17 protein-coding genes are annotated in these 18,086 nt (G+C 55.8%); 15 read left to right on the top strand and 2 right to left on the bottom strand.

Translation table 11 applies throughout. From position 1 onward, the window contains the following. Positions 1–9: 9 nt before the first annotated feature. The 14 genes from murB to GRI39_RS14375 all read left to right on the top strand — a co-directional run bounded on the left by murB (position 10) and on the right by GRI39_RS14375 (position 14,999). Complete coding sequence (gene murB / locus GRI39_RS06385; RefSeq protein WP_160739235.1) at positions 10–891, top strand: UDP-N-acetylmuramate dehydrogenase; 882 nt, start codon at positions 10–12, stop codon at positions 889–891. Beyond that, entirely contained in the window at positions 888–1,865 is a 978-nt protein-coding gene (locus GRI39_RS06380) for a D-alanine--D-alanine ligase (RefSeq protein ID WP_160738871.1), read from the top strand. The genes murB and GRI39_RS06380 overlap by 4 nt, the downstream gene beginning before the upstream one ends. Beyond that, positions 1,862–2,773, top strand: coding sequence for a cell division protein FtsQ/DivIB (locus GRI39_RS06375; protein ID WP_160738870.1), 912 nt, complete (start codon positions 1,862–1,864; stop codon positions 2,771–2,773). Before GRI39_RS06380 ends, GRI39_RS06375 begins: the two co-directional genes overlap by 4 nt. Next, complete coding sequence (gene ftsA, locus GRI39_RS06370; RefSeq protein ID WP_160738869.1) at positions 2,774–4,057, top strand: cell division protein FtsA; 1,284 nt, start codon at positions 2,774–2,776, stop codon at positions 4,055–4,057. Between the two features lie 114 nt (positions 4,058–4,171). Then, on the top strand, positions 4,172–5,677 hold the full coding sequence (gene ftsZ / locus GRI39_RS06365; protein ID WP_160738868.1) for a cell division protein FtsZ: 1,506 nt from the start codon (positions 4,172–4,174) through the stop codon (positions 5,675–5,677). Between the two features lie 71 nt (positions 5,678–5,748). Further along, on the top strand, positions 5,749–7,527 hold the full coding sequence (locus tag GRI39_RS06360) for an SPOR domain-containing protein (protein ID WP_160738867.1): 1,779 nt from the start codon (positions 5,749–5,751) through the stop codon (positions 7,525–7,527). Positions 7,528–7,725: 198 nt separating this feature from the next. Then, a complete protein-coding gene (locus tag GRI39_RS06355; RefSeq protein WP_160738866.1) occupies positions 7,726–8,232 on the top strand; it encodes a type III secretion system chaperone family protein in 507 nt (168 codons plus the stop codon). Positions 8,233–8,324: 92 nt separating this feature from the next. Next, the gene (locus GRI39_RS06350) at positions 8,325–9,131 is read left to right on the top strand and encodes a pyrroline-5-carboxylate reductase family protein (RefSeq protein ID WP_160738865.1); all 807 of its coding nucleotides are present in this window, start codon (positions 8,325–8,327) and stop codon (positions 9,129–9,131) included. Between the two features lie 135 nt (positions 9,132–9,266). Then, positions 9,267–10,007: a Bax inhibitor-1/YccA family protein gene (locus GRI39_RS06345; RefSeq protein WP_160738864.1), complete on the top strand. Its 741-nt coding sequence runs from the start codon at positions 9,267–9,269 to the stop codon at positions 10,005–10,007. 158 nt (positions 10,008–10,165) lie between these two features. Beyond that, positions 10,166–10,915, top strand: coding sequence for a hypothetical protein (locus GRI39_RS06340; RefSeq protein WP_160738863.1), 750 nt, complete (start codon positions 10,166–10,168; stop codon positions 10,913–10,915). Positions 10,916–11,235: 320 nt separating this feature from the next. Then, positions 11,236–12,291 (top strand): GTPase ObgE, encoded by a 1,056-nt coding sequence (gene obgE / locus GRI39_RS06335; RefSeq protein ID WP_160738862.1) that lies wholly within the window; start codon positions 11,236–11,238, stop codon positions 12,289–12,291. 105 nt (positions 12,292–12,396) lie between these two features. Beyond that, positions 12,397–13,530, top strand: coding sequence for a glutamate 5-kinase (gene proB / locus GRI39_RS06330; protein ID WP_160738861.1), 1,134 nt, complete (start codon positions 12,397–12,399; stop codon positions 13,528–13,530). Further along, positions 13,527–14,441: an NAD-dependent epimerase/dehydratase family protein gene (locus tag GRI39_RS06325; RefSeq protein ID WP_160738860.1), complete on the top strand. Its 915-nt coding sequence runs from the start codon at positions 13,527–13,529 to the stop codon at positions 14,439–14,441. Before proB ends, GRI39_RS06325 begins: the two co-directional genes overlap by 4 nt. Positions 14,442–14,534: 93 nt before the next feature. After that, positions 14,535–14,999 (top strand): DUF3644 domain-containing protein, encoded by a 465-nt coding sequence (locus GRI39_RS14375; protein ID WP_170324275.1) that lies wholly within the window; start codon positions 14,535–14,537, stop codon positions 14,997–14,999. A 7-nt stretch (positions 15,000–15,006) separates the two neighbouring features. On the opposite strand, the gene dinD is transcribed toward GRI39_RS14375, so the two are convergent. Both dinD and GRI39_RS06315 read right to left on the bottom strand, forming a co-directional pair. Then, positions 15,007–16,338, bottom strand: coding sequence for a DNA damage-inducible protein D (gene dinD / locus GRI39_RS06320; RefSeq protein ID WP_211371477.1), 1,332 nt, complete (start codon positions 16,336–16,338; stop codon positions 15,007–15,009). Beyond that, positions 16,335–17,267 (bottom strand): IS1595 family transposase, encoded by a 933-nt coding sequence (locus tag GRI39_RS06315; RefSeq protein WP_211371476.1) that lies wholly within the window; start codon positions 17,265–17,267, stop codon positions 16,335–16,337. Before GRI39_RS06315 ends, dinD begins: the two co-directional genes overlap by 4 nt. A gap of 71 nt (positions 17,268–17,338) precedes the next feature. Between GRI39_RS06315 and GRI39_RS06310 the strand changes: the two genes are divergently transcribed. Beyond that, positions 17,339–18,085, top strand: coding sequence for a DUF3644 domain-containing protein (locus GRI39_RS06310; RefSeq protein WP_343033302.1), 747 nt, complete (start codon positions 17,339–17,341; stop codon positions 18,083–18,085). The last annotated feature ends 1 nt before the right edge of the window (position 18,086 follow it).

Here is an 18,086-nt window from a genome sequence, read left to right as displayed (position 1 = left end):
GATGGTGACATGCCGACTAATGTCCGTGGTAAGCTGACTCGTAATGCGCCGCTGGCCAAATTGGTGTGGTTCAAAACAGGCGGCGCGGCGGATTGGTTGTTTGAACCTGCTGACCGGGCCGATCTGATGCACTTTCTTGAGCAATTGGAACCGGGCATACCAGTGATGGCGCTGGGCCTTGGGTCTAACCTCATTATCCGTGATGGAGGGGTTCCGGGCGTCGTGATCCGTCTTGGCAAGACATTTGCCAAAGTCAGCGAAGAGGGCGATTGCGTGCTTCGCTGCGGCGGCGGGGCGAGCGGTATTCTCGTCTCTTCCAAAGCGCGCGATGCTGGTATTGCGGGCCTCGAATTCCTGCGCGGTATTCCGGGCACTGTGGGCGGCTTTGTTCGCATGAATGGCGGAGCTTATGGCCGCGAAGTGGCCGATATTCTGATTGATTGCGATGTGCTGATGCCGGGCGGGGACTTTATGGTTCTGCCTGCGGGCGATCTGCAATATTCCTATCGCCACTCGGCCTTGCCCGATGGCGCGATCGTGACATCTGCGCGTTTTCGCGGCACGCCGGGCGATCCGCAAGTGATCGGGGCAGAGATGGACCGGATTGCGCAAGCGCGTGAAGAAAGCCAGCCTTTGCGGACCAAAACCGGCGGCTCCACGTTCAAGAACCCAGCTGGCCACAAGGCATGGGCTTTGGTCGATGCGGCCGGATGTCGCGGCCTGAAACTTGGCGGTGCACAGGTCAGCGAAAAACACACGAATTTCCTCATCAATACAGGTGAGGCCACCAGCAGTGACATTGAAGGTCTGGGCGAAGAAGTTCGCCGCCGGGTGTCTGAAACGCAAGGCGTTTCGCTGGAATGGGAAATCAACCGGGTAGGACGTCCATGAACAACACCCCAGCATTGCCGAAAGATCTCCACATTGCTGTTCTGATGGGCGGCTGGGCCAATGAACGGCCTGTCTCGCTCATGTCCGGCAATGGGGTGGCCGATGCGCTGGAAGAGCGCGGGCACCGCGTGACCCGGATCGACATGGACCGCAATGTCGCCGCACGGATTGCCGAAGTGAAGCCGGATGTGGTGTTCAATGCCCTCCATGGTGTGCCGGGTGAAGACGGCACTGTGCAGGGTATGCTCGATCTGATGGGCATTCCCTATACCCATTCGGGCCTTGCCACTTCCGTTATTGCGATTGACAAGGAACTGACCAAGCAGGCGCTGGTACCGCATGGCGTGCCCATGCCCGGTGGCCGCGTGGTGAAGAGCGAAGAGCTGTATCGCGGTGATCCGCTGGCCCGGCCCTATGTGTTGAAGCCGGTCAATGAAGGGTCTTCGGTTGGCGTGGCGATTGTCACGCAGGATAGCAATTTTGGCGATCCAATTGCGCGCGATGCCGAAGGGCCATGGCAGCATTTTGAAAGCCTGTTGGCGGAGCCCTATATTCGTGGGCGCGAACTCACCACGGCTGTGCTGGGCGATCAGGCGCTGATGGTGACTGAACTTGTCCCCAAGTCTGGCTTTTACGATTTCGATGCGAAATATACCGATGGCATGACAGAGCATGTCTGCCCGGCGCATATTCCCGACAATATCGCAGAATTGTGCAAGGAATATGCCCTGAAGGCGCATCGCTTGTTGGGTTGCCGTGGCACCAGCCGGTCTGATTTCCGCTGGGATGATGAACGGGGCGAAGAAGGGTTGTTCCTGCTCGAAACCAATACGCAACCGGGGATGACGCCGCTCAGCCTTGTGCCTGAACAGGCGCGGCATTGCGGCATTTCTTATGGCGAACTGGTGGAAATTGTGATTGCAGATGCGCTTTCCTTCTTCGGTAAGCCTGAGGGGGCAAGCCCCGACTCATGAGCCAGAAGATCAGCCGGAAATCGCAAGGGGTCCGCCGGCAGGCGCGTGCGCAGGATACCAAGCGGCAGGTCCGCAAAGCGCGTGCGCAAACCAACAGTTTCCTGGATGCGCTGATGCGGGTGCTGCCCTTTACCGAGCACCAATTGCATCAGATTTTCCTGACCTTGATTATCGCCGGGGCCGTGGCTCTTGCGCTTTTTGTGGCGAACCTGGCTGGCTTGAACCTGCTGGTGCAGCAAAAGATCGCCGATGTAGCCGCGAGCGCTGGTTTTGAAGTGAAGCGGGTGGAAGTGCGCGGGGTGAAGCGCATGAACGAACTTAAGGTCTATGAGCGTGTGCTGGGCGAGAAAGACCGCGCCATGCCGCTGCTTGATATAGAGGCTGTGCGCCAGAAATTGCTCGATCTTTCCTGGGTTAAAGATGCCCGCGTATCGCGCCAATTGCCCGATACGGTGGTGATAGACATTGTTGAACGCACCCCTCATGCAGTGTTGAAATTGCCCAACCGGCTGATGCTGATTGATGCAACCGGCCATATGCTTGAGCCGGTTTCTGCGGCAAAAGCCAAGGGAATGCTGGTCATCAGCGGGACGGGGGCGGACGATCAGGTTGAAGCCTTGTCGCATCTGCTCGATACGGCACCCGCTCTCAAACCGCAGGTTGCTGGTGCTGAATGGGTCGGCAATCGCCGGTGGAATCTTACTTTCAAGACCGGGCAGTTGCTGGCTCTGCCGCAGGGAGAAGAGAAGGCCGCAGGCGCGCTGATTTCCTTTGCTCGGCTGGATGGGGTAAACCGCCTGCTGGGTGGCAAAGTAATCTCTTTTGATATGCGTACGCCTGAACGTATCTATATGCGTGTTCCGGGGCGGGCCGATGCTGATACGCTGGAATTGAAGGGGGGCACGTGATTGGCTAGCCAGCAACGCATCTCGCGCGTGATTGGCGCGGTCAATATCGGGTCGTTCCGAATTTCTGCCATCATTGCCGGTATCACCGAGAATGACGAGCTGATCGTTCTTGGGTCCGGCCACCGGGCTGCGCAAGGAATTAAACGGGGACATATCACCGATATGTCTGCTGCGACCTATGCCATCCGCGATGCGGTGGAGCGAGCCGAAAAACTGGCAGAAACCGGCGTTTCTTCGGTCTGGGTCGGCTTGTCCGGCATCGGGCTGGACAGTAAAGCGGAACATGAGGAAATCGAGATCGGCGGCCGCAAGGTTGAAGATGACGATATTCGCCTGCTGCTTCAGGCGGCAAGAGACGCGCTGGAGCCCGATGGCCGCACCGTTCTTCATGCCCAACCGGCCTTCTATACGATTGACCGGCTGCATGGTGTTGCCAACCCCAAAGGCCTTTATGCAGAGCGGCTGGGAGTGGATGTCCATGTTATGCTGGCCGATGGTGCCCCATTGCGTAATGTCACTGAGGTTGTGCAAAGTGCGCATCTGGAAGTGGATGGCATTATCGCATCGCCGCTGGCGGCGGGTTATGCCTGCCTCACACCGGAAGAGCGCGATCTGGGGGTCGCGCTGGTGGAACTGGGGGCCGAAGTCACCAATGTTGTGCTCTATGTCGGTGGAATGCTGGTGGGCCTCAAAACCATCCCGATTGGCTCCACCGATATCACCGATGCAATAGCCTCCGCCTTTGGTATTCGCCGGTTTCAGGCGGAACGTCTGAAATGTGTTTCAGGTTCTGCGATTGCCAGTCCGACAGACCACCGTGAGATGATTCCAGTGAATGGCCCCGGAGAAGACCGTATTGGCCCGATTGCGCGCGGGGCCGATGATCGGAACAGGATTCCACGGTCGGAGCTTATTTCAGTGGTCACTGGCGAGCTTGATAAGCTGATGAGCGAGGTTGGTCGTTCGCTAAAGGCCATGGGCTTCACTGGCCCGCAAGGGCAATTGGTGGTGTTGACCGGTGGCGGTGCAGAATTGGCGGGCCTTGCTGATTATGCGCAAAGTTCGCTCGGTTGCCCGGTAAGAATCGGTAAACCCCCGCAATTGCGAGGTCTGCCCGAAGCACATTCGACTCCGGGTTTTGCGACATTGGTTGGCCTGGTATGCTATGTTGCTGAAGCACCAGCAGATATTCGTAATATGGGGCAGCGATCGCAAAGCCATGACGGAACCGGCCTGTGGGGCCTTGTCGGCCGGGTTATGCGCGCTGTGAAAGAGTATTTTTGATGCGGCAAAAAGGCTTCCTGCTGTGGAAAACGGCAATTACCTTTTGCACGTGTGATTCGCTTTGTGGCACAAGTCATTGCAACTGTAGTTTTATTGCCTCCCTGGAGAGCTTGAATGAGCATTAATATCGGCCCACCATCGGTTGAAGAGCTGCGCCCTCGCATCACGGTGATTGGCGTTGGCGGGGCCGGGGGCAACGCAATCGCCAATATGATCGCCGCGAATATCGAAGGCGTCGATTTTATTGTCGCGAATACGGATGCGCAGGCGCTGAACAACTCTGTTGCCGATCACCGTATTCAGCTTGGCCCGGAAATTACCCAGGGTCTTGGCGCAGGTGCGCGCCCTGAAGTGGGCCGTGCCGCCGCTGAAGAAACAGTGGAAGATCTGGAACGTGCGCTGGAAGGCGTCAACATGGTCTTCATCGCAGCAGGCATGGGCGGCGGAACCGGAACGGGTGCTGCGCCGGTGATTGCAGAAGTCGCCCGTCGCATGGGTGTGCTGACCGTGGGCGTGGTGACCAAGCCGTTCTTGTTCGAAGGCACACGCCGCACGCGTGCTGCCGATTCTGGCATTGAAGAGCTGCAAAAGCACGTCGATACGCTGATCGTCATTCCGAACCAGAACCTGTTCCTGATCGCTCAGGCTGACACCACTTTCAAGGAAGCCTTCCAGCTTGCCGATGAAGTGTTGCAGCAGGGCGTTCGCTCCATCACTGATCTGATGGTGATGCCAGGGCTCATCAACCTCGACTTTGCTGACGTTCGCTCCGTCATGGGTGAAATGGGCAAAGCGATGATGGGCACGGGCGAAGGTGAAGGCGAAAACCGCGCACTGGAAGCGGCTGAACGCGCCATCGCCAACCCATTGCTCGACGGTGTGTCGATGCAGGGCGCGAAGGGGGTGATCATCTCCATCATCGGCGGCGAAGATATGCGCCTGCTTGAGGTGGACGAAGCAGCCAATCACATTCGCGAATTGGTTGATCCTGATGCCAACATCATCTGGGGTTCAGCCTTTAATCCTGATCTGGAAGGCAAGATTCGCGTTTCTGTGGTAGCTACCGGGATCGAACAAACGGTTGAAATGGCAGATAAAGCCAGTCAGCCTGTAAATACATCCGTATCACGCGGCCCCAAGAAGCCCTCTATCGCTGTTCCGGGGCAATTGCCTTCGGCTGAAAGTGAAGAGCGCCAGGCTGCCAGCCGTGCCGCGGCTGTGGAAACACCGGCTGTTGAAGAAGATGTAGAGGATCTGCTCGATCTTTCGCTGGCAGATGAAGCTGAGCCGGATGATAGCAATACGCCGGAGGATGAATTGCAGCTCGATTCTGGCAGGCTGACTGCACCTGAAGGCAATGAAGCGGATCAGGCCCGCCCCCGTCATCCGATGTTTGGCGGCAATCCTGCACCGGCTACGCGGGCCCAGCCTGCGCCTCAGCCAGCGCCACAAAATCCTGCGCCAGGGCCTGCCTCAAGTGGCGGTGGCAGCACATTGTTCGAACGGATGGCTAATCTCTCTCGCAACAATGCAGTTGAGACAGAAAGCGATGACAATGAGGAAGATGAATCCTCCTCTCTGCGCATTCCACGCTTTTTGGGTCGGCAGAATAACCAGTAAACAAGACCGGATGATGGGACGGCCCGCTTTATTCGCGGGCCGTTCAGACCTTTTCTGCTAAGAGGGCAGGCATGGTCAGATCAACGGATGGGGAATCTATGCGGCACCTTGCTTTGCGGAAAGGACATTTCTTCCGCCAATTGGGTTTGGGTGCTGCACTCATTATTTGCCCGACGATGCTGCAGGCGCAAGGCGTTTCTCGCCCGGTGGTGCAGCCATTGCCCCCGGCAGCTTCTTCCGACCTGAGTAACGCTTTGAAGGCGCTGGCCCGCAATTCTCAGGATGTCGATGCACTCATCGCGGCTGGGGATGCGGCGGTTCGGTTGGATGATTATGATGCCGCGCTCGGCTTTCTGGGGCGCGCGCAATCCATTTCCCCCAATGACCCCCGGATCGATGCCAGTCTGGCGGTTATGGCCTTACGTAAGGATCAGCCGGTTGAAGCTTTAACGCTGTTCGACAAGGCCGAAAAAGCCGGCCTTGCGCTGGATTCCTACGCTGCCGACCGCGCCCTGGCCTATGATCTGGTGGGTAACAATACGCGCGCGCAGCAACTTTATCAGCAAGCACTCAGGGCTGACGCGAATAATGACGAACTGCGCCGCCAACTGGCGATGAGCCAGGCGATTTCAGGCAATCGCGCTGCGGCAGAGGCGACTTTGCTGCCAATGCTGCAGAAACAGGATCTTGCGGCCTATCGCACCCGGGCTTTTGCCCTCGCGGTGCTGGGGGATACGGAAGAAGCGGTGTCCATCGCGCAGACGATACTGCCCAAGACATTGTCCGACCGGATCGCGCCTTATCTGCGCTATATGCCACGCCTCACCAAAGCGCAGCAGGCAACTGCGGCCAATCTCGGAAAATTCCCCGATGCGGACAAGATCGGGCGTGAAGACCCGGCCCTGCGCCAGTTTGCCGATGTGGGGCAGCAGACCGGATCGGGCGCTCAGGCAATGGCCAACGGACGGGCGAATGTTGAAACGGCCGCAGTCGATACCAGGCGAAACAGTAAAGGCCGCACACGGGCGGAGCGGAATTCTGATCGCTTGACGCCAACCGGGCGTCCGATGGGTTCGCGCACGACTACTGCTCAGTCGGCAACAACCAAGCTCACGCCGGGGCGGACGCCGATCAAGGCGGAGCCGGAGCAGGTCTCTGCTGTGCCTCAGCCTGCTTCGGGTGAATTGCCTCCGGTTGAGTCAGCCTCGGCAAAGTCGGCAGAGGTGGCGGTGGCGCAGAATCGTTCTGCACCTGCCCAAACACCTATTCGCCGGGAATCTACGCTCCCGCCTTCGCCGCAGGTTGTTGCTGAACTTCAAAAGATGCGTTCCGATCCGGTGGTGCAGGCTGTGCCGCAGAAAACGCCCGTTCTGGCGCAGCAACAGCCATCACCAGAGCCCATCCGTCCCGTGCCTGAGGAACAGGCCAAGGCGGAGACGTTAAGCTCGGCATTCAGCGATTTCACTTTGCCGCCTCAAAATCAGCGCGTTGTTCCCAGCGGGGCAGTGGATATCACCAAGATCACACCAGCGCGCCCGCAACCCAAGCCAAAAGAACCACCCAAGCCCAAACCGCCAGCTTTCCCCAGCCGCAATTGGGTTCAGGTGGCGACCGGTAAAAACGTTTCTGCTTTCAAATTTGACTGGAAACGCATCAGCAAGAAAGCCGATGGGCTGTTGGACGGCAAGAAGACCTATACTGCCAAATGGGTTGAAGCTAACCGATTGTTATTTGGTCCTTTCCCCAGTGAATCCGATGCGCAGGATATGGTGACGCAGCTCAAGAAGAAGGGCGTTGATGCCTTTACCTTCACCAGTGCCGAGGGTGAGGAAATCAAGCCTCTGAGCTAGGGGATATGCTGCCAAGCATGTTTGCCCAAACTAGCAAATGTGTCCTATAATTGTCCGCAGGTTCTGCCGGGCTTTTGCACAACTTGTGCACAGGCTTATGGGGTTTTACCCAGCAGTGCCACGGTGCTGCATTGCCTTCGTGGCAGGAGCGGGCGCAAAAAGCCATGGAGATGGTGGGGCAGTAAACGGGATTTAACCATGAACGTCGGCAAAAATCCGATTGAAGAGATACATGATTGCGCGCCGGTGGATATGCTGGCGCAGCTTTTTGAAGCGCATGGCTGGCCGTGCGAATCTCTTGGCGAAGACGAATTGAGTGGTGAAATTCAGGGGGCCTGGACGCAATATCAATTGCGCGCTGTATGGCGTCAGGAAGATCGTGTTTTGCAGCTCCTGTGTATGCCCGATATCCGCGTGCCTGATGCGCGTTTGCGCAGTTCTTATGAATTGCTCGCCTTGGTGAATGAGCAATTGTGGCTCGGGCACTTTGATCTTTGGGCCAATGGCGGCATTCTGCTGTATCGCCACGGTGTGATGCTGGGGGACGATGGCTTGCTCAGCCTGCCGATGGCGCAATCAGTGGTGGAGTCAGCCGTCGCGGAATGTGACCGATTCTATCCGGCTTTCCAGTTCCTGATGTGGGGTGACAAGACGCCCAAGGAAGCGTTGGAGGCGGCACTGGTTGATCCGATGGGTGAAGCCTGAAGCGCTGCCTCACGCTTGATTTTCCGCCTGATTGCGCCAGTTTTCCTTTGTTGGGGGTGACTTGGCGCGTTCCATCAGGCACATGGTGAGGCATGAAAAAACTTGATTCAATTCTCATCATCGGTTGCGGCAACATGGGCGGAGCAATGCTGGATGGCTGGCTAGCTTCCGGAATGTCGCCGAAAACCTTCACTGTTGTTGACCCAAAGCGGGAAGAATTGCCCGACGGCGTGCGCCTGCTGCGCGAATTGCCGGAAGGGGAAAGTTTCGATGCTATTCTGCTCGGCGTGAAGCCGCAGATGCTCGGCAATGTGGTCAAGGATGTCGAAAAACTGGCTGGGCCGGATGTGGCCATGTTGTCCATCCTCGCAGGCGTGCAGCTTGATACGCTGGCCAAGCGCTTCCCGCGCGCGCAAAATGTCCGTGTGATGCCGAATCTGGCCGTGGCTCTGGGCAAAGCGCCGGTGGCATTGGCCGCTGAAGGTCTGTCAGACGAAGACAAGCAGGCGATCACCGATTTCATGGATCCGCTTGGCACGCCAGAATGGATCGGTGAAGATACGTTCGATCTGGTGACCGCGCTGGCAGGCTCTGGCCCCGGTTTTGTCTATCGCTTCATTGATGCGCTGGCCAAGGGCGCAACCGCGCAAGGCCTCGCGCCCGATCAGGCAGAACGTCTGGCTGTGGCCATGGTGGAAGGCGCCAGCGCGCTGGCCTCCAATTCGCCGCATAATGCCGGTGAACTGGCGCGCCGCGTGGCCAGCCCTGGCGGTGTGACGCAGGCCGGGCTTGATGTGCTCGACAAGGATGACGCGCTGGTGAAGCTGATGGAAAACACGCTTGCTACAGCGCGCGATCGCAGTGTTGAAATGGCTGAAGAGGCCCGCGCGAAAGATTAAAAGGCGCGCCGGACGGGTTTGAATGTAACGAAACATTTCAAAATGTCCGGTATTCCTTGATAATTGGCGCGTGAAAGACGATATTGGTTGAGGAACCGGCCCGTGTTTTCGGGCTTTCAATGGAGTGTTATTCAAATGGCAAATTGGAACGACCCTCGGACGACCCAGCGGGGTATGGGATCGTCTCCGAGCCTTCGGGGCGAAGTGTCCAGTTCAACTTATGATGCTGGTCTTCGTAGCTATATGTTGTCGATCTACAATTATATGGCGTCCGGCGTGCTGCTTTCCGGTGTGATTGCGCTGCTGTTCGCGCGCACCGGCATCGCTTTGTCTGTGATGACAAGCGGCCTTGGCTTCGTTGTGATGCTTCTGCCGCTGGCTTTCGTGTTCGCGATGAGCTTTGGGGTGAACAAATTCTCCACCGGCGCGCTGCAAGCGATGTTCTGGGGCTTTGCTGCCTCCATGGGCATGTCACTTTCCACGATCTTCCTCGTCTATACCGGCGGTTCGATCGCGGCGACATTCTTTGCAACTGCTGGTGCTTTTGCTGGTCTCAGCCTCTTTGGTTACACAACCAAGAAGGATCTGTCCGGCATGGGTAGCTTCCTCATCATGGGTGTAGTTGGCCTGTTGATCGCAATGGTGATCAACATGTTCCTCCAGTCGCCCGGCCTGATGTGGGCTGTGAGCTTCCTTGGTGTGCTGATCTTTGCTGGTTTGACCGCATATGATACGCAGACTCTGAAGCGTCAGTATTATGCCATCCGTGGTACGGAATTTGCCGGCAAGGCTGTCATCATGGGTGCGCTGCGTCTCTATCTCGACTTTATCAATATGTTCCAGTTCCTGCTTTCCTTCATGGGGCAGCGCAACTGAACCAATTGAAATATTGTTTTTATTATGCCCGGAACTCGTCGCCGAGTTTCGGGCATTTTCTTTGCAAGTTTTGTGCGATAGGTTACACAGTGTATTCTTGGGAAAGGCGCAGGCTACTACTGAAGTAGAATGAGTTGCCGGGAGAAAGCAGAGAAAAAATGTTGTCTATTCGCCGTTTACCTATTCGCAAAACAGTCGCCGTGGCGGGATTGGCCACATTGGCTGCTTGCGCAACGCCTGAGCCACCACCGCCACCGCCGCCACCTCCTCCGCCACCTGTACAGGCTGCTATTCCATCACGGCCTTTGCCACCGGGTGGGGCATCGCCGATGATGACTATTCCAGCGCGTGGCCCGGATGGCGTGCGTGATACGGTGAATAAGAATATTGATCCGGCGCAGGTCACATGGAACATGCGTTCAGGCTTCAATGTCGCGGCGCTGAATTGCACAGAGCAACGCTATCAGCCAATCGTTCTGGCATACACCAAGATGCTGACGAATGAGAAAAAGCGCCTCAGTGCCGCCAACAAGGCGCTGGACGCACAATATCGCAAGAAATACGGTCGTAAATCCACGGCTGAGCGTGAAGATTATATGACCAAGGTCTATAATTATTTCGCTCTCCCCCCGGCGCATAGCTATTTCTGCGAGGCAGCTCTGGCAGCGGCGAATAATTACATGCTGATGTCGCCGCCGGATATTGATGCTTTTGCCTCCACCACACTGGTTCAGTTTGAAGCGGCATTTGATCGGTTCTTTACCGATTACGAAGATTACCGTGTAGCGGTTCAGTCGTGGGATGCGTCCTATGGCGCACGATATGGCGCATCGCAGCCCGGTTATGTGTCAGCCAATATGCTGTCGGGTGAAGAACATTCAGACAATGGCGCCGCTGGAAGCAGTTAAACCCTGCGCAGCTTGCATATGTTGAAAGACGGGGGCGGGGTGGAGATTACCCCGCCTCTTTTATAGGGCCTGCAGGCAAGCAAAGCGCGCGCACTTGCATTGGCGGGCAGTATCTCTATAGAAGCGCGTCAATCGCGAGTTCTGTCTGGTGCCTGAGCGCCATTCGGCCTCCGCTTTGATCCTGCCAGCCGGTCTGGCGGATTTTCGCAATATAATTCGGGCGCATGGATTTGTCTGGCAGCAGGCAGGGGAATGGCGCTTTTTTGCGGTTCGGGGTAAATTCCCTTCCGCTTGTTCTTCGGACAGATTAGACAAAACCCATGCATTTTCTCGATCAAGCCAAGATTTACATCCGCTCAGGTGCTGGTGGTCCCGGTGCCGTTAGCTTTCGGCGTGAAAAATATGTCGAATATGGCGGCCCTGATGGCGGCAATGGCGGGCGTGGCGGCGATGTCATTTTCAAAGCCGTCCATGGTCTCAACACACTGATTGATTTCCGTTATTCCCAGCATTTCAAAGCCAGGCGCGGTGAACATGGCATGGGTAAGGACCGCACAGGCAAGGGTGCCGAAGATCTGATCATCGAAGTTCCCGTTGGCACGCAGATCCTGTCGGATGACAAGGAAGAAGTGCTGGCCGATATGGTTGAAGAAGGCCAGACGGTCACCTTGCTGGAAGGCGGCCTTGGCGGGCGCGGTAATGCCAGTTATAAAACCTCCACCAATCGTGCCCCGCGCCAGCACCAACCGGGTGAACCGGGGCAGGAATTGTGGGTATGGTTGCGTTTGAAGCTGCTTGCCGATGCGGGGCTTGTGGGGCTTCCCAATGCTGGCAAATCGACCTTCATCAATCAGGTGAGCAATGCGCAGGCCAAGGTTGGCGATTATGCCTTTACCACGCTGGTGCCCAAACTGGGTGTGGTCAGCCATAAGGGCCGCGAATTTGTGCTGGCCGATATTCCCGGCCTGATCGAAGGCGCTGCCGATGGTGCTGGTATTGGTGACCGCTTCCTCGGCCATATTGAACGCTGCCGCGTGCTGATCCATCTGGTGGATATCACCGGCTCTGATCCTGCCGAAGCCATGCGCATCGTGGAAGATGAGCTGGAAGCTTACGGGGCGGGGCTGGAAGGCAAGCCACGGATTGTGGCGCTGAACAAGCTTGATCTTGCAGATGAAGAGCTGTTTCAGGGCTTCGCCAAGGAATTGAAAGAGGCCGGTGCAGATAAGGTTTTCCCGATTTCCGGCGCAACCGGGGCCGGGATTCCTGAGCTTCTTGATGCGCTGCTCAGCTATCTTCCGCACAAGACCACGACCGAGCACCCCGGCAATGAAGTGGAATCAGAAGGCGAAGAAAAGGAATGGTCGCCGCTCTGATGGCTATGTGAAAGAGATGGAACGTTCCGGGGTGTCGATCTGTTAGGATAATAAGCCCCGGGAGGGCGGTTCTCATTCACTCAAAGCTCCGCTAAAGGACCGGCCATGTCTATTGCAAAGCTATCCGATCTCGCCGATCCCATCAAAACCCCACGACTGGTCTTCAAGATCGGTTCATCCCTCCTCGTCGGAAAAGACGGGGAGGTTCGCAATGTCTGGCTGAACAGCCTGGCAGGGGAAATATCGGAAGCCCGTAAGAGAGGGCAACAAGTTCTCGTCGTCAGCTCAGGCGCGGTTGCGCTGGGCGCTGCCAAGCTCGGCCTTGAAAAAGGTGGGCGCGGTTCGCTGGCTGACAAACAGGCTGCCGCTTCGGTGGGCCAGATTGCACTTTCCGGCCTGTGGGCACAATTGCTGTCCCAATATGGCCTCGTCGCCGCGCAGCTTCTGCTGACGCTGGAAGACCTCGAATATCGCCGCCGTTATCTCAACGCCTCTGCCACGATGGGCCGCCTGTTGAAGGCTGGCACAGTGCCGGTGATTAACGAGAATGACTCCATCGCCACCAATGAATTGCGGTTTGGCGATAATGATCGTCTGGCCGCCCGTGTGGCGCAGGCTGGCCGGGCGCAGGCTGTGGCGCTGTTTTCGGATGTGGATGGCCTCTATGACCGTAACCCGAAAGACCCGGACGCCAATCTGCTCGACACGATCAAGGGCGTGACGCAGGACCATCATGAAATGGCCAGCGGCGATTCCAGTTCGGGCGTCGGCACGGGCGGTATGACCTCCAAACTGCAGGCGGTGGAAATCGCTGAACGCGCCGGCATTGCGCTGGCCATCCTCAACGGCCTTGAAGATGCGCCTTTCCGCAATGCGCTGGAAACCGATACCGGCACGCTGTTCCTGCCGCGCCGCCATGATACGGCGCGTAAAGCCTGGCTCGGCGGTCGTCAGCGGATGCGCGGCACTTTGGTGGTGGACGCTGGTTGCGCCAAGGCATTGCTGGAAGGCGGCAGTATTCTGGCCGCTGGTGTCACCGATGTACGGGGTAATTTCACGCGCGGCGAACCTGTGGCGGTGGAAACCGACGATGGGGACCGTATCGCGCAAGGCATGGTCGAATATGACCGGGAAGATGTCGATAAAATCATGGGCCATCGCAGTGAAGAGCATGAAGATCTGCTCGGCTATTCCCCTCGCTCAGCGGTGATTCACCGAGATCAGTTGGTGGTTCTGTGACAATAGCTGTTACTGGCGCGACGGGTTTCGTCGGCCAGACGCTGCTTGAAGAAGCCGCAGCGCAAAATATTCCGATCCGGGCTTTGACGCGCAAAGCTCAGCCTCCGCGTGTGGGTGTTGAATGGGTGACAGGTGATCTGGCTGATCGCCGCGCCCTCAAACGCCTGATGCGCAATGCTGAGGCGGTGATTCATGTGGCAGGCGTGGTGAATGCGCCGGACCGGATGGGCTTCCAGAAAGGCAATGTCAGCGGCACGCTGCAAGTGGTGGAAGCCGCTGTGGCAGCAGGTGTGCCGCGTTTTGTCTTCGTATCTTCCCTTTCTGCGCGCGAACCGGGCCTGTCAGACTATGGCGCGTCCAAACGCCATGCTGAACGGATCGTTGGGGCCAGCGGAATGGATTGGACCATCGTTCGCCCGCCCGCCATCTATGGCCCGCGCGACAGGGAAATGTTCGAACTGTTCCGCGCCGCCAAGTGGGGCGTGGTCCCGATGCCGCCCGAACAGGGCAGTGCTTCGGTGATCCATGTGGCAGACCTTGCTCGCTTGTTGCTGGCGCTGCTGCCTGCGCGCGGTGATGTACTTCACGCCACGCTGGAGCCGGATGACGGGCGCGATGGCGGCTGGTCCCATGGTGAACTTGCCCGTGCGATTGGTCGGGCGATGGGGCGCAAGAATATATGGGTGCCGCATCTTTCGCAAAGCACATTGCAACGGATCGCCAGGTTTGACAGCTTCATCCGGGGCACAGGCGCCAAACTCACCCCCGACCGGGTCAGCTACATGTGCCACCCGAACTGGGTCTGCACCCCTGAAATGGCCCCACCGGCAAGCCTGTGGTCAGCCAAAGTGGACACGGAAGAAGGCCTTACCCAAACCGCTGAATGGTATCGCGCGGAAGGCTGGGTTTAACAATATTGATTATAACAATCTAATAATTCTATAATGTTAATGAAAAAATTCCTAAATACACCTTTGTGATTTTCTGTTGCGTGGGGGAAGAGGATGGTCACAAGAAACAAAAATGGAGCTTTGACTCAGCTTGAAAGATCAATTGTCAAAGCGTTGCTTGCCGAAGGCTGGCGCAATCAAGATATTCAAGCTTTAGTAAACGTTGGACGAAATGCTACAATTAATGGTGCGCGAATAACAGAAGTTAAAAATGACGACGGGATTCGTTGCAGTGATGAAGAAGAAGTCGAATTTTTTAAGATAAAAAAGAATTCATATGACTATAAGACAGGTTTAAATGTCTTTGATGATGAGCGCTTAATACGAGCTCGTGAATCTATGATTTTGGCTGTTCAAGTTTTTAACAGTCCTACAACGCTATTTAAAACCGAAGTTTTTACCATTCTTGCAAATGTAGCGTGGACATATCTTCTTCACGAATTTTACGAACGGAAGCATGTCAATATAGTTTCATCAGATGGACGATCACTTTGGGACCTATATACGTGTGTGACCTAGCCCGGAATTAAGCCCGGTCTTTGAAATACTCACGCACGAAATCCAGTCCCTTCCGGGTGATCTTGAAGCCGCCACGGATATCCTGCGCATACCCCTGATAGATGAAGTTAGATTTGCTGTTTTTGTGCGATTTGAGGTTGCGCACGATTTGCGAAAACTTGGAGTCCTTCCGGCTTTCGTTGGCCGCCAGATGTTCGTCTGGGAGCGCGATGTAATCCGGCAGCGCCTCAATCATGGCTGAAGTCTTCATTTCGCCCTCAGGCTGCACAGACAGGACCAAGAGCGCGTATTTCCAGAGGTCTTTGGTAAGGTCAATTTCAACCGGAACAGTTGCCTTCGGCTCATTTAGCGGTTGCTCAATGCGCTGCTGAGGCTCCACAGCCCGCATGCGCTGCTGCTTACGTTCCTGCCGGGCGATCTTCTTCACATCCTCGGCAACGGGAAGGTCTTCAGGCATGATACCGCTGAGTTCCCGCATGGTTTGGCGGACTTTCAGGCCGACCTCATAGTGCGCGTTGCAGGCCGCTTCTTTGCCTTGGATTTTCCGTTCGCGCAGCTTCTCTTCAGTTTGCGTAATTCGAAACAGGTTCGCTGCCAGTTCCGTGCTTCCCATGTGGTCGAGAATTTGGGCGCGCTTCGGCAAGCGTTTGTAGGAGCGGATTTCATCAACGCCCCTTCCACCGTAGAGACCTTGATACCCTCGGTTATGAAACTTTCCGAAGTCCTTGTTCTGGACTCCGGCACCCTTAGCGGCACTTGCAAGAAGCTTGTTCTGCTCGACCACTTGATTGCGCAGGTAGAGCCGCTGCTGGTTCTCAGTGAGAGAGCCGAAATCCACGCCATCCTCGTCTTCCAGTTCTTGGCGGCGCGTCTGGATTGCAAAATAGTTTTGGGCGAAGCTGATGGGCCGCTTACGGGGATCGCCGTTTTGCGCGATCAGGTAGCAGGCATATCGGTCGAGGTGGATGTTATCGCGCTCGCGCTTAGCGCCAGAGCCAATTTGGACCATATCGGTGACGTCAACGAAATGGTCTTCTGGATCGAGCCGCATTTGGCGACAGGCGGTCTTCGCCTTTTCGACAGTCGAAAGGAAGTTCCGATAGTCCGCATAGCCTAGAAGCACAGCCAGTTCGCGTGCGGTCCAAAACTGGTTCCCGTCCTCGGTTTCGCGGGCTGCTGCCTCGAACGCCGCCAACAGCGTATCGATCGTTTCTTCCGGCAAATCAGCTGCGACCAGAGCCGTTACTTCATCCGGGTCTGTCTGCGCGATGCGTTCCATTGCCTCCTCGAAATCGAAATCAAAGTCGACAGGGCCATCAAGCTTGCGATTGTCCGTCATGCGATCAGTTCCTTGTAGGTGAGGCGACCTGTCGTCTGTTCCAGAAGGGCGTTCACGCGCTCGCCCGCTTCGATTTCGCGCTGGTTGAAGCGCCACGTCATTTCGTTGAGGTAGCGGCTCAAGTGCTTAGGCGAGAGCCAGTGATGGATGCCAATCACCTGCCGCTTGAACAGCGCCCACACGCTCTCAATGCCGTTCGTATGAAGGCAGTAATTGCGAACATACTCGCCCGCGCTGTGGTTCACGCGGTGATGGGTGAATCGGTCGCTCAATCCGTTGAAGCTAACGTGCTCGTCGGTCATCACGGTAGAACCGGGGGCGACAATACTGTTGATCGCGCCCTGCACGTTCTTGGCGCGCAGGTTCGGAAGCGTGCCCGTAACGAGGTCTCCATCCCGCTTCAGAACGCCAAGGACGATAGCCTTGCCTTTACCGCCCTGCTTGCCACCCGTGCGCTTGCTGGCGTGCTTGTTCTTTTCCTTGCCGCCAATGAAGGTTTCGTCGGCTTCAATCTCACCGTCTAGAGGGCGGTTGAACGACTTGGTTTGGGCGGCGTAGCGAAGGCGGTGGAGCATGAACCACGCGGTCTTTTGCGTCACTCCAATGTCGGTCGCAAGCTGCGTGCTGGCGATGCCTTTCTTGTGATTGGTGAGCAGCCAGACCGCTAGCATCCATTCCCGCAGGCCGATCTTGCTGTCCTCAAAGATCGTGCCGACCTTGATCGAGAACCGCTTACGGCATTTGCCGCACTTGTGTGTCCGCCCATCCTTGAAGTGATAGACCTTGGTAGCGCCACAGTGGGGGCAGTAAGCCCCATGCTTCCAGCGGATCGCGGTGAAATGATCAATTGCGGACTGCTCGTCCGGCATGGCCCGCATCATCTGGATCAGGCTGGTAAACTGCTGTTTCTTAGGGGCACTCGTTTCCATGCCCTCGTTATGGCAGGGAAATCAGATTGGGTCAAGCAGATATATAAGCCCTATCACTTTTACTGAGCCAAATGCTAAAGAGGCATGACTGCCCATTAAGTAAAGGCATCAAAGATAACCTCCAAGCTTTGAAAATATTACGTGATGACGTTGAACATAAATTATTAGGTCGAGCTGATAAGAAGTGGCTGGCTCTTTTTCAGGCGTGCTGCTTAAACTTTGATAAAATAATTTGTGAATTATTTGGAGAAAGATTGACTCTTTCACATGAGCTTTCTTTTGCTCTTCAATTTTCCAAAATTAATTTCGATCAAGCTAGTACTATAAATAGATATGAAATACCTGCGCATATAGAATCTACAGACGCTCGATTATCAAAAGATATGACTGAGGAACAAGCTGCTGATATTGAATATCAATTTCGTGTGGTTTATACGTTGGACGCTGTAACGAAGGCACGTTCCCATTTCCAATTTGTCCAACCTGCCTCTGCTGAAGGTAAAGAAATTCGAAATGTTTTAGTCCAGCATAAGCTTGCCGATCATTTATATCCACATAAGCCAAGCGATGTGATTGATGCTGTAGTTAGAGAATCAGGCAAAAATTTTAATCAGCATAATCACACTCAAGCTTGGCGTAAATTCAAGGTGCGCCCAAAAAAAGGAGCTGACCAACCTGAAAATACTAATCGAGACTTTTGCATTTATCATGCTGCGCACGATGATTACACATTCTCTGATCAATGGGTTCAATACTTAGTATCACAGGTAAATGATGAAAAAAAATTTCAAGAACTTACTTCATTTAAGTTGAGGTAAT

Origin of the sequence: Altericroceibacterium indicum (assembly GCF_009828105.1) — a bacterium.
GTDB lineage: Bacteria > Pseudomonadota > Alphaproteobacteria > Sphingomonadales > Sphingomonadaceae > Altericroceibacterium > Altericroceibacterium indicum.
Note: the sequence above shows the minus strand (reverse complement) of the source record. Positions and strands in the feature narration are given on the sequence as shown.

Coding starts and splice junctions, on each gene's coding strand:
- GRI39_RS06355 (WP_160738866.1), top strand. CDS start 7,726: ATGAACGTCGGCAAAAATCCGATTGAAGAGATACATGATTGCGCGCCG.
- proB (WP_160738861.1), top strand. CDS start 12,397: ATGTCTATTGCAAAGCTATCCGATCTCGCCGATCCCATCAAAACCCCA.
- ftsZ (WP_160738868.1), top strand. CDS start 4,172: ATGAGCATTAATATCGGCCCACCATCGGTTGAAGAGCTGCGCCCTCGC.
- GRI39_RS06310 (WP_343033302.1), top strand. CDS start 17,339: ATGCTAAAGAGGCATGACTGCCCATTAAGTAAAGGCATCAAAGATAAC.
- GRI39_RS06380 (WP_160738871.1), top strand. CDS start 888: ATGAACAACACCCCAGCATTGCCGAAAGATCTCCACATTGCTGTTCTG.
- GRI39_RS06350 (WP_160738865.1), top strand. CDS start 8,325: ATGAAAAAACTTGATTCAATTCTCATCATCGGTTGCGGCAACATGGGC.
- GRI39_RS06345 (WP_160738864.1), top strand. CDS start 9,267: ATGGCAAATTGGAACGACCCTCGGACGACCCAGCGGGGTATGGGATCG.
- murB (WP_160739235.1), top strand. CDS start 10: ATGCCGACTAATGTCCGTGGTAAGCTGACTCGTAATGCGCCGCTGGCC.
- dinD (WP_211371477.1), bottom strand. CDS start 16,338: ATGACGGACAATCGCAAGCTTGATGGCCCTGTCGACTTTGATTTCGAT.
- GRI39_RS06360 (WP_160738867.1), top strand. CDS start 5,749: ATGGTCAGATCAACGGATGGGGAATCTATGCGGCACCTTGCTTTGCGG.
- GRI39_RS14375 (WP_170324275.1), top strand. CDS start 14,535: ATGGTCACAAGAAACAAAAATGGAGCTTTGACTCAGCTTGAAAGATCA.
- obgE (WP_160738862.1), top strand. CDS start 11,236: ATGCATTTTCTCGATCAAGCCAAGATTTACATCCGCTCAGGTGCTGGT.
- GRI39_RS06375 (WP_160738870.1), top strand. CDS start 1,862: ATGAGCCAGAAGATCAGCCGGAAATCGCAAGGGGTCCGCCGGCAGGCG.
- GRI39_RS06340 (WP_160738863.1), top strand. CDS start 10,166: ATGTTGTCTATTCGCCGTTTACCTATTCGCAAAACAGTCGCCGTGGCG.
- GRI39_RS06315 (WP_211371476.1), bottom strand. CDS start 17,267: ATGGAAACGAGTGCCCCTAAGAAACAGCAGTTTACCAGCCTGATCCAG.